Origin of the sequence: Rubrimonas cliftonensis (assembly GCF_900107585.1) — a bacterium.
In the GTDB taxonomy this organism is placed as follows: domain Bacteria; phylum Pseudomonadota; class Alphaproteobacteria; order Rhodobacterales; family Rhodobacteraceae; genus Rubrimonas; species Rubrimonas cliftonensis.
On sequence record NZ_FNQM01000016.1, the window covers coordinates 52,316 to 68,833 of the forward strand.

Sequence of the window (16,518 nt, forward strand, 5' to 3'; positions counted from 1 at the left end):
GCGGCAAGGCGCCCAGAGAGCCGGGCGCCCAGAGAGCCGGACGCTGGAAGGCCGCGTCAGCGCCCCTCCACCCGCCAGGCGGCGAGCAGCAGGCCGGCGGTGAGCAGCAGCATCGCCCAGCCGGGCGCCAGCGCCGTCAGCCGCACCTCGTCCACCGTGTAGGCCTCGCGGCGAGGCAGGCCGAACCAGCCGCGGCCCTCGGCGGCGCGGCCCTCGCGCACGCGGCGCATGTCCGGCAGCGCGAAGTCGCCCGCGGCGGCCAGGCGGATCGTGCCGCCGCCTGTGGATGCAGTGAGCGGGGCCAGCGGCTCGAAACTGGAGACGGGGTCCTCGAACTCGCGCGGGGAGGGCGGGCCGACCGCGGCCACGGCGGTCATCTCGCCGTCGTCGAGGCGGAACAGGCCCTGCTCGTCCACCTCCACCACGGCGCGCCAGAGCCCCGGCGCGACGCTCTCGAAGCGCGCCGCCGTCTCGGCGCCCGAAGGCGCGGCGACGGTGAGGCCGCTCGGCCCGTCGCCGATCGAACGGCGCTCCACGGTCAGCTGCGCGCCCGCGACCTCGACGGTCAGCGCCTCCTCCTCCAGCTCCGGTTCCTTCATCAGCCAGTGGGCGAGGCGGCGCAGCAGCTCGGATTGCGGGCCGCCGCCCTCATGGCCGCGCGTCCAGAGCCACGCTTGGTCGGAGGCGAGCACGGCGACGCGGCCCTCGCCGACGCGGTCGAGCACCAGAAGCGGCGAGCCCTGGGCGCCGGTCATCACGGTCTCGCCGCTGAGCGGCTCCACCTCGACATGGCGATACCACCGGCCCCAGGGCGCGTCCTCCGGCAGGTCGTCGCCGAGCGCGGAAGGGTCGATATGGGCGAGGCGGCGCGGTGCGTCCTCCAGCCCCGCGGTGACGGGGTGGCGGCGGCCGCTCTCGGTCAGCTCCGGCAGATAGGCTTCCTCGAACACCTGCGCGGTGGGGCGCACCGGGATCACGTCGGCCAGCGGCGTGCGATAGAGGCTTTCCACGCCGGCGAAGGCGTCGCCCTCGGCCAGCAGCACGGCCCCGCCCTCGCGGACGTAGCGGGCGACATTGGCGAGATAGGGCGTCGGCAGCACGCCGCGGCGGCGGTAGCGGTCGAAGATGATGAGGTCGAACTCGTCGACCTTCTCCAGGAACAGCTCGCGCGTCGGGAAGGCGATCAGCGACAGCTCGAACACCGGCGTGCCGTCCTGCTTGCTGGGCGGGCGCAGGATGGTGAAGTGGACGAGGTCCACCGACGGGTCGGCCTTCAGCAGATTGCGCCAGGTGCGCTCGCCCGGGTGCGGCTCGCCGGAGACGAGCAGCACGCGCAGCCGGTCGCGGACGCCGTTGACGGTGAACACGGCGCGGTTGTTGCGGTCCGTCAGTTCGCCTTCGCGGGGCGGCGCGTAGAGTTCCACCACGTTGGCGCCGCCGTGGTCGATGGCGATCTCGATGGGCGTGTCGGCGCCGACGCTGGCCGGCACGCGGCGGGGCGGGCCGCCGTCGATGGAGACGAGGATCTCCCGCGTCTCGCCGGCCGGGGCGGTTCCGAGCGGCATGATCCGCGCGATGGCGGTGACGGTCTCGCCGACGATGCCGTAGGCGGGCGCGGTGCGCAGGGCGAGCCGGAGGTCGGCCTCGCCCTCGCGACCCGTGGCGAGCACATGGACCGGGCCTGGAAAGCCCTGCAGGGCGTCGAGATCATGCGCCTGCCCGTCGGTGATCAGCACGGCGCCGCTGATGCGGTCCGGCGCGACGTCCGCCGCGGCGTCGGCGAGGGCGCCGAGCAGGCGGGTGCCCTGGTCGTCGGCTGCGCCCGTTCCCGGCGCGAGGCGGAGGGTGCGCACGTCGAGCGGCGCCTCGACGCCGCCGCGGGCGGCGAGCGCGGCCAGCGCGGCGTTCAGGCCCTCGGCGGCGGCCTCGGTCTCGGCGGCGCGGTCGCCGATGGTCTGGCTCTCGGAGGCGTCGACCACGACGAAGGCGACGTCGGCCAGCGGCGTGCGGCTTTCGCGCACCAGCGAGGGGTTGGCGAGCGCGAAGAGCAGCGCGGCGAAGGCGGCGGCGCGCAGCGCCCAGCCCGGCGAGCGTCGCCATGCGGCGAGAGCTGCCATCGCGACGGCGAGGGCGACGCCGGCGGCGAGCACCCAGAGCGGCGCCATCGGGGCGAAGGTCAGCGCGGCGTTCATGTCAGGCTCCTGACGGGGGCGACGTCGCCGCGGGCCCCTGCGGGAGGCGCGGCGGTTCCGGGGGGCTCTGCGCCGGAGGGCGCGATTCCGGGGTTCTCGATTCCTTGGTTATCGATTCCGGGCGCGGCGTCGTTCACTGGCCGAGGCGCTCCAGCAGCGCCGGCACATGGACCTGATCGGACTTGTAGTTGCCGGTCAGGGCGTACATGGCGAGGTTGATGCCGAAGCGGTAGGCCATCTCGCGCTGGCGCCAGCCGCCGGCGCCGGTGACGGGGGCCATGAACGCCCCGCGGTCGTCCACCGCCCAGGCGCCGGCCCAGTCGACCGAGCCCACGACCACCGGCGAGACGCCGTCGTTGAGGTTGCGAAACGGCGCGCCCTCCTCGGCGACGGCCTCGGGGTCCGCGGCGGCCTCGACCCAGACGCGGCCGCCGGAGAAGCGCCCGGGAAACTCCTCGAGCAGGTAGAAGGCGCGCGTCAGCACATGGTCGGAGGGCACTGCCTCCAGCGGCGGAAGGTCGAGCCGCGACGCGACCCGCCGCAGGGCGCGCGCGTTCGGCGAGGCGCCGGCGCCGCCGCCGATGTCGAGATGGCGGTCGCGGGTGTCGAACACGATCATGCCTCCAGAGCGCATGAAGGCGTTCAGCTTGGCGATGGCGACGTCGGAGGGCGTCGGCTGGTTCTCCACGATCGGCCAGTAGAGGATCGGGTAGAAGGAGAGATCGTCGGTCTCGAGGTCGAGGCCCACCGGCTCGGCCGGCTCGATGGCCGTGCGCGCGGTCAGCACGGCGCTGAGGCCGGCGAGGCCGGCGCGGGCGATCTCGTCCGCCCGCGCGTCGCCTGTGAGCACATGGGCGAACACTGTCTCCAGCGCGCCGGAAGGGGCCTGCGCGCGCGCCTCGCCGGGGACGAGCGCCAGCGCCAGCAGCAGCGCCGCGGCGCCGCCGACCGCCTTCGCCACGCCGCGGCGGCGTTTCGGCATGGGCAGGCGGCCCGAGAGCAGCAGGGTCGCCACGGTGTCAGCCGCCAGCAGCAGCACGGCGAGCGCCAGAAGCCAGGGGGCCAGCGGCCGCTCGTCGCCGCCGCCGAGCCGTTCGGTCGCGGCGCCCGGCGGGGCGACGAGGGGCGCGAGCGCCGCGTCGGGGCCGTGCAGGTTGAAGGCGATCTGCGTCTCGCCCGCCGCATAGACGCCGGGGCCCGCGTCGGGGCCCGGCGCGGTCTCGAGCCGCGAGACCGGGACGCCCGGCGCCTCGGCCTCGTGCAGCCGGCCGAAGCCGTCGAGCAGGGCGACGGGGCGGGCCGAAAGCCCCTCCAGCGCGCTGCGGTCGGTCGCGCCGCCGCCGCCGGCGAACTGCAGCAGCCGCTGGACCATGTTCACGAACAGCCCCGACAGCGGCAGGTTCGACCACTCCGCGTTGGCGGTGACGTGAAACAGCACCACGCGGCCGGCGCCGCGCTCCGCGGCCGTCACGAGGGGGGTGCCGTCGGCCAGCGCCGCCCAGGTGCGCTCGCCGAGATCGGGGCCCAGCTGCGCGAGGATCTGGCGCGACACCGAGACGTCCTCGGGCGCCTCCAGCCCGGCGAAGGGCGTGCCTTCGGCGAAGGGACGGATGCGCTGGGGCTGCGACCACGCCATCGCGCCGCCGACCGCCCGCCCGCCGGCGCGCAGCGGCACCGGCAGCAGCGGGCTCTCGACGACGCCGGTGGGCGAGTTGAGCGCGTCGGCGCCGCGCGCCAGACGCGGGCCGGCGAAGCGCACCAGAAGGCCGCCCTTGTCGACGAAGCCGAGCAGGGCCTCGGTCTCGGCGTCGGTGAAGCGGCCGACATCGGCGAGAAACAGCACGTCCGGGCGCGCCTCCAGCACCTCGGCAACGTCGCCCTCCACCACTTCTGCGCGCTCGGCCAAGGCCGCGCGAAGATAGTGCAGGTCGGAGACGAGGCGCTGCGCCTCGGTGGACGTGCCGCCGGAGACGAGCCCGGCCCGCCGGCGACGCACGCCCTCGTCGGCCAGCGAGACGGCGGCGGCGCTGTCGGCGCCGACGATCTCCAGCCGCTCCACCTGGTTGCGCAGCTCCAGCGGCAGGTCGAAGGCCGCCGTCGCCGAGAGGTCGTCCACGCCGAACGTGGCGTCGGCCTGGCCGATCCGGCGCGAGGGGCCGCTCTCGGTCCGGGCGAAGGCGGCGATCGTCATGGTCTGGGGCGCGCCCGCCTCGGCGCGCAGGGCGTCGACGGTGAGCGCGCCGTCCTCCAGCGCCGGCGCCCGCAGGGCCGGCGCCGGCGCGTCGGGGCCGATGACGGCGAGGGGGCCTAGCGCGGCCAGCGCGGCGCCGAGCGCTTCGGTTGCGGCGTCGTCATGGGCGAGGCCGTCGGTGATCCAGACCGTCTCGGCGAAGCCGGCGCCGGCGAGCAGGGCGGCGGTCTCGGCGCGCTGCGGCGCCCATGGGGCGGGCAGGGCGGCCTCGATCTCGCCGCGCCAGTCCGCAGCGGGCCGCAGCGCCAGCGGCGCATCGCCGGCGGGAAGCCGGGCCATCGAGACGAAAGCTGCCGGGCGGTCGGCGCGCTCGGCCTGCGCCAACGTCTCCAGCGCGCGGGCGCGGCGCGCGTCCCAGTCCGGCGCGCTGGCGGCGCCGCCGTCCATCAGCAGCAGCAGCGGGCCGCTGCCAGAAAGCTGCGCGCGCGGGTTCATCAGCGGCTCGGCGAAGGCGAGGATGGCGAGGCCCGCCACCATGCAGCGCAGTAGCAGCAGCCACCACGGCGTCTTCTCCGGCATCCGCTCCTGATCGTCGAGCCCGAGCAGCAGGCGCACGCCGGGGAAGGCGAAGCGCTTCGGCGATGGCGGCGTCGCGCGCAGCAGCCACCACAGCGCCGGCAGCGCCGCGAGCGCGACCAGCAGCCAGGGATTGAGGAAGGCCAGACCGCCGAAGCTCAGCATCACACGGCTCCTCCGCTGACGGCCCCGTAGAGCCAGATGAGCCCGCGGCGCGGGCTGACGTCGGTGTGGTGCGCGGTCAGACGCCAGCCGCAGCGCCGCGCCAGCCGGTCGAGCGCGTCGCGCCGCTCGGCGAGGCGCTTGCGATAGGCTTCGGCGAGGCCGCGGGCGCGGTGGGTCTCGAAATCGACTTCGCCGCCCATGCTCTCGAAGATCATGCGGCCGTCGAAGGGGAACGCCTCCTCGGCGGGGTCGAGGATCTGCACCAGCGAGCCGCGCACCCCGGCCTGCGCCGCGGCGGTCATCGCGGCCTCCAGCGGCTCCAGCGGGCCGAAGAAGTCGCTGAGGAACACCGCCTTGCCGCCGCGCTGGAAGGGCGCCGGCGGCGGCGCGCCGACGTCGCCGCGGCCCTCGCGGTCCTTGCTCAGCGCCAGCGCGAGGCGGCGAAGCTGGGTCTCGCCCGAGAGCGGGCGCTGCGCGTCCGACCCCATGAGGCCGACGCGCTCGCCGCCGCGCACCAGCAGCACGCTCAGCGCCATGGCGAGCAGCGCGGCGCGCTCGCCCTTGGTGCGGGGCGCGGCGTCGGAGCGGTAGTCCATCGAGAGGGCGTCGTCGCGCCAGATCCAGACGGTTTGCGCCGATTCCCACTCCATCTCGCGGATGTAGACGTGGTCGGAGCGCGCCGAGCGCCGCCAGTCGATCGAGGTCAGCGGGTCGCCGGGCATCGCCTGGCGGTACTGCCAGAAGGTCTCGCCCGGCCCGGCGCGGCGGCGGCCGTGCACGCCGGCGGAGACGGTCGCGGCGAGGCGCTGGGCCTCCACCATCAGCGGCGGCAGCGCGCCGGAGATGCGCTCCGCGTCACGCCGGAGCCAGCCGGGGCCGACGCGCTCGACCCGCGCGGCGCTCACGCCGCCCATCCGCCAGCAGGGGCCGGCGTCGCCCATCCGCCAACGGGGGCCGGCGTCGCCGGGCGGCGGGCGCGGTCCGCCCCGGCGGGACTGAGCGGCGCCGCGCTCATGCGGCCGCGGCTGAGGCCGGGGACAGTTCGCGCGCGGCGATCTCGTCGATCACCGCGTCGACCGTCCCGCCTTCGGCCTTCGCCGCGAAGGTCAGCGCCATGCGGTGCTTCATCGCCGGGCGGGCGAGCGCGACCACGTCTGCGACCGAGGGAGCGAGCCGCCCTTCGATCAACGCCTTGGCGCGGACCGCCATCATCAGCGCCTGCGCGGCGCGCGGGCCGGGGCCCCACGCGACGTTGCGCTTCACCGCGTCATGCGCGCCGGGCTCGTCGGGTCGGGCGGCGCGGACGATCTTGAGGATCGCGTCGACCACGGTCTCTCCGGCGGGCATCCGGCGCACCGTCTTCTGGATGCCCTCCAGATCGCCCGGCCCCATCACCGGCTCGGCGTGCGCGTCGTCGACGCCGGTCGTCGCGAGCACGATGCGGCGCTCGTCCTCCAGCGAGGGATAATCGACGTCGACCTGCAGGATGAAGCGGTCGAGCTGCGCCTCGGGCAGCGGATAGGTGCCCTCCTGCTCGATCGGGTTCTGCGTCGCCAGCACGTGGAACGGGTGCGGGAGGCGGCGATTCGCGCCGGCGACCGTCACCACCTTCTCCTGCATCGCCTGCAGCAGCGCCGACTGGGTGCGCGGGGAGGCGCGGTTGATCTCGTCGGCCATCAGGAGCTGGCAGAAGATCGGGCCCTCGATGAAGCGGAAGTCGCGCGCGCCGTCGCGGCCCTCCTCGAGCACCTCGGCCCCGAGGATGTCGGCGGGCATCAGGTCGGGCGTGAACTGCACACGCTTGGCGTTCATTCCCAGAACGACGCCAAGGGTTTCGACCAGCCGCGTCTTGGCGAGGCCGGGCGCGCCGACGAGCAGCGCGTGGCCGCCGGAGATCAGCGCGTTCAGCACCAGATCCACCACGGTCTGCTGCCCGATCACGCGCTTGGCGATCTCGTCGCGGGCGCGCGCGAGCGTCTCGCCGGCGGCTTCGATCTCGGCGACGGCGTCTGCGCTCATGCTGTTCCCCCAATGCCCGCGGCGGGCTTTGCCTGTTCGTCACGCAAAGCGTAGCCTGAACCCCATGCTTGTCGACAGTCGTCATCGATCACGAGGCGGACAATGACCCGGACGCGCAATCCCGCGGCGGACCTGCCCGCGAAAGCGGCGCCGACCGCCTCGCCCGACGCCCTCGCCCGCGCCGCGGCCGAGGCGCGCAAGGCGCGCGGGCCGGCCCCGGTGCATCTGTGGAACCCGCCCTATTGCGGTGAGATCGACATCCGCATCGCCGCGGACGGGACGTGGCTCCACGAAGGCTCGCCCATCGGCCGCCCGGCCATGGTGCGCCTGTTCTCCTCGGTGCTCAAGCGGGAGGGCGCGCGCATCTATCTCGTGACGCCGGTGGAGAAGCTGGGGATCGTCGTGGACGACGCCCCCTTCGTCGCCGTCGACTTCCGGCGGGAGGGCGACGCGCTCACGTTCCTCACCCATGTCGGCGACGAGACCCGCGCGGGGCCGGACAACCCGATCCGCGTGGCCCGCGGCGAGGACGGCGCGCCGCGGCCCTACGTCCATGTGCGCGACGGGCTTGAGGCGCTGATCGACCGGAAGACCTTCTACCGGCTGGTGGAGGAGGGCGAGACGCGGACTGTGGACGGGCGCGCATGGTTCGGCGTCGCGTCGGGCGGCGCCTTCTTCCCGATCCAGCCGGCCGACGAGCTGGAGGCTTGAGCGACCGCGCCGAAACGCCGTCCGCCGCGCCGGTCGGCGAGGCGCTGCTGCGCGCGGCGCTGGCGCTGGAGGGCGGCGTCTCGGGGCCGCCGGGGGGGGGCATTGGGCAGGGCGCCGGGGTCGCGCGAGGGCTCGACGGCGACCATGCGCTCAATCCCGGTTTCGCGCCGCTGGAGGCGCTGACGCCGGCGGCGGTGCTGTGCGCGCTGGTGCCGCGACCCTGCGGGCTCGGCGTCGTGCTGACCGAGCGGCCCGCGACGATGCGCGCCCACGCCGGCCAGATCGCGTTCCCCGGCGGCAAGATCGACCCCGGCGACGCCTCGCCGCTCGCCGCCGCGCTGCGCGAGTCGGAGGAGGAGGTCGGCCTGCCGCGCGCGGCGGTGACGATGCTGGGCGCGCTGCCGGCCTACGCCACGCGCACCGGCTACCTCATCCATCCCTTCGTCGGCCTCGCGCCGGGCGACTTCACGCCCCGGCCCGAGCCGGGCGAGGTGGCCGACGTGTTCGAGACGCCGCTCGACTGGCTGATGGACCTCTCCCGCCACGAGCGGCGCACGGTCTCGTGGCAGGGGCAGGCGCGGGACTTCTGGGCGATGCCGTGGCGGGAGCGCATGATATGGGGCGCCACCGCCGGCATCCTGCGCGGTCTGGCCGAGCGGGTTTCGCGGGCGCGCGCTGAGACCGAGAAAGGCGCTGCGTGAGCGGCGGTCCGGCGGGCGCGGCGCCGGACGCCCCGGCGCGCATCGCGCCGTCGTGGCTCGCCGAGCCGGCGACGCGCGCGGTGCTGGCGGCGCTGGCCCCCGGGCGGCCGCTCTTCGTCGGCGGCTGCGTGCGCGACGCGCTGATGGGGCGGGAGGCGCAGGACGTCGACCTCTGCGTGGCCTGCCTGCCGGAGCGCACCATTCAGCTGCTTGAGAAGGCGGGGCTCAAGGCGGTTCCGACCGGTCTGGAGCACGGGACAGTGACGGCGGTGGCGGGCGGGCGCGGCTTCGAGACGACGACGCTGCGGCGCGACGTGGCGACGGACGGCCGCCGCGCCGAGGTGGCCTTCACCGAGGACGTCGCCGAGGACGCCGCGCGGCGCGACTTCACGATGAACGCGCTCTACGCCGACGCCGACGGTCTGGTGCTCGACCCGCTTGGCGGCATGGCGGACCTGAGGGCAGGGCGCGTGCGGTTCATCGGCGACGCGGCGACGCGGATCACGGAGGACTACCTGCGCATCCTGCGCTTCTTCCGCTTCACCGCGCAGCACGGGCGGGCGGGGGTGGACGCGGCGGGCGTCGCCGCCTGCGCCGCGGCGAAGGGCGGCCTTGCGCGGCTCTCGCGCGAGCGCGTGGGGCACGAGATGCGGCGGCTTCTCGGCGCGCCCGACCCCGTCGCGGCGCTGGACGCGATGGCGGCGGCGGGCGTGCTGCAGGAAGTCGCGCCGGGCGCCGACGCGGCCGCGCTGGCCCGGCTGGTCGCGGCGGAGCGCGCGGCCGGGGCCGCGCCCGACTGGCCGCGCCGGGCCGCCGCCGTCCTCGCCGCCCGGGGCGACCCGCCGGACTGGCGGCTGAGCCGGGCGGAGCTCGCCCGGCTTTCGGCGATCGGCAGGGCGCTGGCTTCGCGGGAGGGGCCGGCGGCGCGCGCGCACCGCTTCGGGGCCGACGCGGCGCGGGACGCGGCGCTGATCGAGGCGGCGCGCGCCGGCGGGCCGCCGCCGCCGGACCTCGAGGCCGCGCTCGCGCTCGGGGCCGCCGCCGAGCCGCCGGTGACGGCGGCGGACCTGATGCAGGCCGGTTTCAGGCCGGGTCCGGAACTCGGCGAGGCGCTGGCCAGGTTGCGGGAGGCCTGGATCGAGGGCGGCTTCGCGGAGGACCGCGAGGCGCTGCTCCGGCGCCTCTGATCCGTCGGCGCCCCCGTCTCAGCTTGCGCGGCGCTGGGCGAGGCGCTGCTCGCGCACGGCCAGCGCCAGCGCGGCGGGCGCCTCCAGCGGCGGGTGATGCCAGAAGCCCTGGATCTCGTCAGCCCCGAGCGAGGCCACCAGGTCGCGCTGCGCCGCCGTCTCGACGCCCTCCACCGTGACCGAGAGGTTGAGCCGCCGCCCGAGGTCGATCATCGAGCGCACCACCGCGCGGGCGCCGGGGTCCATGGTGACGTCGCCGACGAAATCCGCCGCGATCTTGAGGCGGTCGACGGGATAGGTGCGCAGCAGGCGGTGCGCGGAATAGCCCTTGCCGAAATCGTCGAGCGCGAAGGCGACGCCGCGGCGGCGCAGGTCGAAGAGCGCCTCCAGCGCCTGCGGCCCGGGCTCCTGAAAGACGCTCTCGGTGATCTCCAGCACCAGCGCGCGGGGCGGCAGGCCGTGCTGCGCGAGGCTGCGCGAGAGCGATTCGGCGAATCCGGCCTCGGCGAGTTCGGCCTGGCTCACGTTGACCGAGACCGGCAGCTCCACGCCCGACGCGCGCAGCCGGGCGGCGAAGGCGCAGGCGTGCTCGCGCACCTGCCGGCCGAGATCCACGATGAGGCCGGTCTCCTCGGCGAGGGTGATGAAGCGTTCGGCGGCGATCGGGCCGGCGCTGGGGCTGGTCCAGCGCGCCAGCGCCTCGAAGCCGGCGAGGCCGCCGGAGCGGGCGCGGATGATGGGCTGGAACTCCGCGCGCAGGTGGCCCGCGGCGACGGCGGCGCGCAGTTCCCGCGCCAGCGTCGCCTCCTCGTCGAGCCGGCGCTGCAGCGCGCCGTCGAAGGCGCTGACGATGTTCCGTCCGCCGCGCTTGGCCTGGTACATCGCCTGATCCGCGCGCAGCACCAGCCCCTCGACGTCGCCCGCGTCCCGCGGGTAGGCGCTGACGCCGACGCTGACGGACAGGGCGATCTCGCGCTCGCCCACGCGCACCGGCGCGCGCAGGGCGCGCAGGACGCGCGCGCCGATGCGCAGGCAGTCGTCCTCGCGGCTCTTGGGGTGCAGCACGAGGAATTCGTCGCCGCCCTGCCGCGCGATCATCGCGTCGGGCCCCAGCGCGAGCGTGAGCCGCGCCGCCACCTCCCGCAGCAGCGCGTCTCCGGCGGCGTGGCCGTAGCTGTCGTTGACCGCCTTGAAGCGGTCGACGTCGATGAAGAACATCGCGTGGCCGGCGCCGCCGCTCCGGACCAGAACGCCATGCGCCGCCTCGAAGAAGCCGTCGCGGTTCAGCAGGCCGGTGAGCGCATCGCTGCGCGCGGCGAGGCTGATGCGGGCGTGCGCCTCCTCGACGCGCCGCGCCATGCGGTTGAAGCTGCGGGCCAGAGTCGCGACTTCGCGGAAGCCGCCGGTCTCGGGCGCGCGCGCCGCCCGTTCCCCGAGGGACATGCGCTGCGCCGCATCCGACACCGAGCCGATCTCGCTGGCGAGCCGCTTCGAGAACAGCAGCGCTATTCCCGCCGACAGGCAGAGGCCGAGTGCGAACACGAGCTGCGCCGAGGCGGAGATCTGCTCGACCCTTTCATGGAGTTCGGCGACCGGCTGCGGCACCATCACGCCCCAGCCGGACTCGGCGGAGACGGCGTAGCCGGCGATCATCTGCGCGTCGAGCTTCGGCGAGTGGAACTCGCCCACGCCGCTGCCGCCTTCGCCCATCGCCGCGACGAGCGGCAGCGCGCTCAGATCGCGCATCCTGGCCATGTAGTCCGGGTCGGGGTGGGCGAGGACGCGGCCGCTCTCGTCGAGGATCACCGCGTGGCCGCGCCCGCCGAAGCGGACCGATGACGCCAGCGAGACGAATTTGTCGGTCGTGATCGCGGCCACCACCAGCGCATCGCCAAACCGGCGCGCCATGAGCAGGCCCGGCCGCCCGCCGCTCAGCCCGACGACGTGCGACAGGCCCTTGCGGCCTTCCTCCGTGATCGCGCGCATCTCGTCGAAGAGGTCGGTCCTCGCCCGCACCGGGCAGTCCGGGCCCATGTCCATCACCGCGCGGCGCAGCGCGCCCGACTTCGCGTCGAAGACGCAGATGTGGCGGAAGTGGAGATCGGAGAGCCGCTTCTCCACGAGGCTGACCTCCGCGTCGCCCGCCGCGAGCGGCGCGAGGCCGTCGAAGATAACGCTGAGGTCGCGGTGATACTGGTCGAGCGACGCCGCCAGCGTCTGCGCCAGCAGCAGATGCCGCTCGCGCGCCTCGCGCTTCTCGCCCTCGATCGCCGCAGAGTGCGGCCAGGCCCAGAACACCACCAGCGGCGCGCCGCCCGCGGTAAGGAACGCCGCGAGCAAGGCCGTGCGCAGGCTCATACGCCACATCTCGATATCCCTCCCGCCCCGGATTGGTGAATCGGAAGTTATGCAGTTGTGGTGAATCAACCGTTACGGGCCGCCGGCCCCCGGCGCCCGCGAAGCGGTATGACCCCTGTTCGTTCCGCTAGGGGTGGGGGTTAACGGCCAGTCAAGCGCATTATGTGGCGCCAGAGGCGGAAAATGCGTTTGACGACTCCGTGACGGCGCGACAGATTGTGTGTCGAGGCAGGCAAGGCACAAGGGATGGGGGTAACGACCCCCATCCTGCGCGCCACCCAACCGCCTCACGCCCTTACAGCGCGCCGCGACGGCGCCAGCACCGAACAGGACGCGCCGCCATGCAGATCGCCCGCCGTTTCACCGCCAAGGACCATGACGCCTACGCGGCCGTCGCCTTCCGCGAGACATCGAGCGAGATCCGCAACCCGGACGGTTCGGTCGTGTTCCGGCTTGACGCGGCGCAGGTTCCGGCGGCCTGGAGCCAGGTGGCCTCGGACGTTCTGGCGCAGAAGTACTTCCGCAAGGCGGGCGTGCCGGCGCGCCTGAAGAAGGTGCGGGAGAAGGGCGTGCCGGCGTGGCTCTCGCGCTCGGTTCCCGACGAGGACGCGCTGGCGCAGCTTCCCGAAGGCGAGCGCAGCGTCGGCGAGACGGATGCGCGCGCCGTCTTCGACCGGCTCGCCGGCGCCTGGACCTACTGGGGCTGGAAGGGCGGCTATTTCGCGAAGGAGACCGACGCGCGCGCCTATTTCGACGAGATGCGCGTGATGCTGGCGACCCAGCGCGCCGCGCCGAATTCGCCGCAGTGGTTCAACACCGGGCTGCACTGGGCCTACGGCATCGACGGGCCTTCGCAGGGCCACTTCTACGTCGATCCCGAGACCGACGCCGTGACCGCGTCGGCCAGCGCCTACGAGCGGCCGCAGCCCCACGCCTGCTTCATCCAGGCCGTCGCCGACGACCTCGTGAACGACGGCGGCATCATGGACCTGTGGACGCGCGAGGCGCGGCTCTTCAAGTACGGCTCGGGCACCGGCACCAACTTCTCGTCCCTGCGCGGCGAGGGCGAGCGGCTGGCCGGCGGCGGGCGCTCCTCGGGCCTGATGAGCTTCCTGAAGATCGGCGACCGCGCGGCCGGCGCCATCAAGTCGGGCGGCACCACGCGCCGGGCGGCGAAGATGGTGATCTGCGACATGGATCACCCCGACATCGAGGCCTTCATCGGCTGGAAGGCGCGCGAGGAGCAGAAGGTCGCAGCGCTCGTCGCCGGCTCGAAGATCCACCAGAAGCGTCTAAACGCCGTGATGGACGCGGTGCGCGGCTGGGACGGCGCCGAGGCCGACGCGACCGACCCGGCGGCCAACCCGCAGCTCAGGGCCGCGATCCGCGCCGCCAAGCGCGACGCGATCCCCGAGAGCTACGTCAAGCGCGTGCTGCAATACGCGGCGCAGGGCTACGCCTCGATCGAATTTCCGGTCATGGACACCGACTGGGACAGCGAGGCCTACCTCACCGTCTCCGGCCAGAACTCGAACAACTCCGTGCGCATCACCGACGCGTTCCTCGACGCGGTGAAGGCCGACGCTGACTGGGCGCTGTTCCGCCGCACCGACGGCAAGGTGGCGAAGACGCTCAAGGCGCGCGAGTTGTGGGACCAGATCGGCCACGCCGCCTGGGCCTGCGCCGACCCCGGCGTGCAGTATCACGACACGATCAACGACTGGCACACCTGCCCGGAGGGCGGCCAGATCCGCGCCTCCAACCCGTGCTCGGAATACATGTTCCTCGACGACACGGCGTGCAATCTCGCCTCGCTGAACCTGCTGACCTTCCTGAAGGACGGCGCGTTCCAGGCCGACGACTACGAGCACGCCTGCCGGCTGTGGACGCTGACGCTGGAGATCAGCGTCGCCATGGCGCAGTTCCCGAGCCGCGAGATCGCCCGCCGCAGCTACGACTACCGCACGCTGGGCCTCGGCTACGCCAACATCGGCGGGCTGCTGATGACGCTGGGCCTGCCCTATGACAGCGACGCGGGCCGGGCGCTGTGCGGCGCGCTGACGGCGGTGATGACGGGCGTCGCCTACGCCACCTCCGCAGAGATCGCCGCCGAAGTCGGCCCGTTCCCCGCCTACGCCGCCAACGCCGGCCACATGCTGCGCGTCATGCGCAACCATGCCCGGGCCGCCCGCGGCGAAGCGCAGGGCTACGAGAAGCTGGCGACGGCGCCGGTTCCGCTCGACCACGCCTCCTGCCCCGACGAGACGCTTGCGGCGCGCGCCGTCGCTGCGTGGGAGCGGGCGGTGAGCCTCGGCGAGGCCCACGGATATCGCAACGCCCAGGCCACCGTGATCGCGCCGACCGGCACCATCGGGCTGGTGATGGACTGCGACACCACCGGCATCGAGCCCGACTTCGCGCTGGTGAAGTTCAAGAAGCTCGCCGGCGGCGGCTACTTCAAGATCATCAACCGCGCGGTGCCGGCTGCGCTGGCGACGCTCGGCTATGGCGAGAACGCCGTCAAGGCGATCATCGAGCACGCCATCGGCCGCGGCACGCTGGCCGGCGCGCCCGGCGTCAACCACCAGACGCTTGCCGCCAGGGGTTTTGGCGCCGCGGAGATCGAGAAGATCGAGGCGGGGCTGGCGGCGGCCTTCGACATCCGCTTCGCCTTCAACGTCTGGACGCTGGGCGAGACGTTCGTCACGCAGACGCTGGGCGTCGACGCCGCCGCGCTCGCCGACCCGACCTTCGACCTGCTGCGCGCGATCGGCTTCACCCGCGCCGAGATCGACGCCGCCAACGCGCATGTCTGCGGGACGATGACGCTGGAGGGCGCGCCGGGGCTCGACGAGGCGCATCTGCCGGTCTTCGACTGCGCCAATCCCTGCGGCAAGACCGGCCGGCGCTTCCTGTCGGTCGAGGCCCATATCCGCATGATGGCCGCGGCGCAGAGCTTCATCTCCGGCGCGATCTCCAAGACCATCAACATGCCTAACGAAGCCACCATCGAGGACTGCCTCGCCGCTTACGAGCTGTCGCACCGGCTCGGCGTGAAGGCCAACGCGCTCTACCGCGACGGCTCCAAGCTCTCGCAGCCGCTCTCGTCGCAGCTCATCGAGGACGACGAGGAGATGGACGCGCTGGTCGAGGCGGCGCCGGCGGCGCGCGCGGAGATCATCGCCGAGAAGATCGTGGAGAAGATCATCGTCCGCGAAGTCGCCAAGGCGCGCGAGAAACTGCCCCAGCGCCGCAAGGGCTACACCCAGAAGGCCATGGTCGGCGGCCACAAGGTCTACCTGCGCACCGGCGAGTATCAGGACGGCCGCCTCGGCGAGATCTTCATCGACATGCACAAGGAAGGCGCCGCCTTCCGCGCGATGATGAACAACTTCGCCATCGCGGTGTCGGTGGGCCTGCAATACGGCGTGCCGCTGGAGGAGTTCGTCGACGCCTTCACCTTCACCCGCTTCGAGCCGGCCGGGCTGGTGCAGGGCAACGACAGCATCAAGAACGCGACGTCGATCATCGACTACGTGTTCCGCGAGCTGGCCGTCAGCTACCTCGACCGCACCGACCTCGCCCATGTCGAGCCGGAGGGCTCGCGCTTCGACGCGCTGGGCGAAGGCGAGGGTGAAGGGGCGCGCAACATCAGGCCCGCCCAGCCCGAGACGGCGAACTCGGCCATCGAGATGATCCGCCAGGTCTCTTCCACCGGCTATCTGCGCAAGCGCCTGCCGGCGGAGCTGCGGGTGCTGCAGGGCGGCTCGGCCCGCGCCTTCGGCGGCGCCATCGGGGAGGCGGCGGTCGCAGTCGGCGAGACGACGACGCTCGCGGCCACCACCACGCTCAGCCGGTCGGCCGAGGCCCGCATCAAGGGCTACGAGGGCGACGCCTGCGGCGAATGCGGCAACTTCACCCTCGTGCGCAACGGCGCCTGCCTGAAATGCAACACCTGCGGCGGCACGAGCGGCTGCAGTTGAGGGGGCTCCGCCATGTGTCGACATGCAAAGAACAGTAATTTGATGCTGAAAAGCGTCATTTTTGGAGGCAAAGAAACGACACAGCTACGGCGGTGGCCCCAAAGAAAGTATTTCCGCAGTTATTCATAGAATAGCACAGGTGATGGCGGCGCCATCGGGCAGGACTGGCCGCGAACCATAATGATGGCGCGGCCTTTTTTCTTTTTAGTCTTTGCCGATCCCGGCGGCGGCTCGCGCAGGAAGCCGACGCGGCGACCGGCTCAGTTGGATTGAGGTTGGTGCGGCCTGCGGCTCGCGCCTGCCGGAGCAGGGCGCACACGACGGACCCGGAGCAGGGGTCCCCCAACTTCGACAGCAAAACGCGTAAGCGATTGATATTGTTATGGCCGGATGGGCCAAAATGTAACTACACGGGCTTGTCAGGCTGGTTTTGGC

General features: G+C 73.5%; 9 protein-coding genes. 4 read left to right on the forward strand and 5 right to left on the reverse strand.

Annotated elements, in window-relative coordinates; all coding sequences use genetic code 11:
* Positions 1-56: 56 nt before the first annotated feature.
* The 4 genes from BLW43_RS17905 to BLW43_RS17920 all read right to left on the reverse strand — a co-directional run bounded on the left by BLW43_RS17905 (position 57) and on the right by BLW43_RS17920 (position 7,143).
* Complete coding sequence (locus tag BLW43_RS17905) at positions 57-2,192, reverse strand: hypothetical protein (protein ID WP_093255548.1); 2,136 nt, start codon at positions 2,190-2,192, stop codon at positions 57-59.
* A 133-nt stretch (positions 2,193-2,325) separates the two neighbouring features.
* Positions 2,326-5,124: a DUF4159 domain-containing protein gene (locus BLW43_RS17910; RefSeq protein ID WP_093255550.1), complete on the reverse strand. Its 2,799-nt coding sequence runs from the start codon at positions 5,122-5,124 to the stop codon at positions 2,326-2,328.
* The gene (locus BLW43_RS17915) at positions 5,124-6,029 is read right to left on the reverse strand and encodes a DUF58 domain-containing protein (protein WP_245731116.1); all 906 of its coding nucleotides are present in this window, start codon (positions 6,027-6,029) and stop codon (positions 5,124-5,126) included. Before BLW43_RS17915 ends, BLW43_RS17910 begins: the two co-directional genes overlap by 1 nt.
* Before the next feature lie 106 nt (positions 6,030-6,135).
* A complete protein-coding gene (locus BLW43_RS17920) occupies positions 6,136-7,143 on the reverse strand; it encodes an AAA family ATPase (RefSeq protein WP_093255552.1) in 1,008 nt (335 codons plus the stop codon).
* Between the two features lie 102 nt (positions 7,144-7,245).
* Here BLW43_RS17920 and BLW43_RS17925 point away from each other — a divergent pair, with 102 nt between their 5' ends.
* From BLW43_RS17925 to BLW43_RS17935, 3 genes are read left to right on the forward strand one after another with little or no spacing between them, the layout of a single operon-like run.
* Positions 7,246-7,854, forward strand: coding sequence for a DUF1285 domain-containing protein (locus BLW43_RS17925; protein ID WP_093255553.1), 609 nt, complete (start codon positions 7,246-7,248; stop codon positions 7,852-7,854).
* Positions 7,851-8,555: a CoA pyrophosphatase gene (locus BLW43_RS17930; RefSeq protein WP_217632226.1), complete on the forward strand. Its 705-nt coding sequence runs from the start codon at positions 7,851-7,853 to the stop codon at positions 8,553-8,555. The genes BLW43_RS17925 and BLW43_RS17930 overlap by 4 nt, the downstream gene beginning before the upstream one ends.
* Complete coding sequence (locus BLW43_RS17935; RefSeq protein ID WP_093255556.1) at positions 8,552-9,742, forward strand: CCA tRNA nucleotidyltransferase; 1,191 nt, start codon at positions 8,552-8,554, stop codon at positions 9,740-9,742. Before BLW43_RS17930 ends, BLW43_RS17935 begins: the two co-directional genes overlap by 4 nt.
* An 18-nt stretch (positions 9,743-9,760) precedes the next feature.
* Here BLW43_RS17935 and BLW43_RS17940 read toward each other — a convergent pair whose 3' ends face one another.
* Complete coding sequence (locus BLW43_RS17940; RefSeq protein ID WP_175478985.1) at positions 9,761-12,100, reverse strand: putative bifunctional diguanylate cyclase/phosphodiesterase; 2,340 nt, start codon at positions 12,098-12,100, stop codon at positions 9,761-9,763.
* Between the two features lie 341 nt (positions 12,101-12,441).
* Between BLW43_RS17940 and BLW43_RS17945 the strand changes: the two genes are divergently transcribed.
* A complete protein-coding gene (locus BLW43_RS17945; RefSeq protein ID WP_093255559.1) occupies positions 12,442-16,083 on the forward strand; it encodes a vitamin B12-dependent ribonucleotide reductase in 3,642 nt (1,213 codons plus the stop codon).
* The last annotated feature ends 435 nt before the right edge of the window (positions 16,084-16,518 follow it).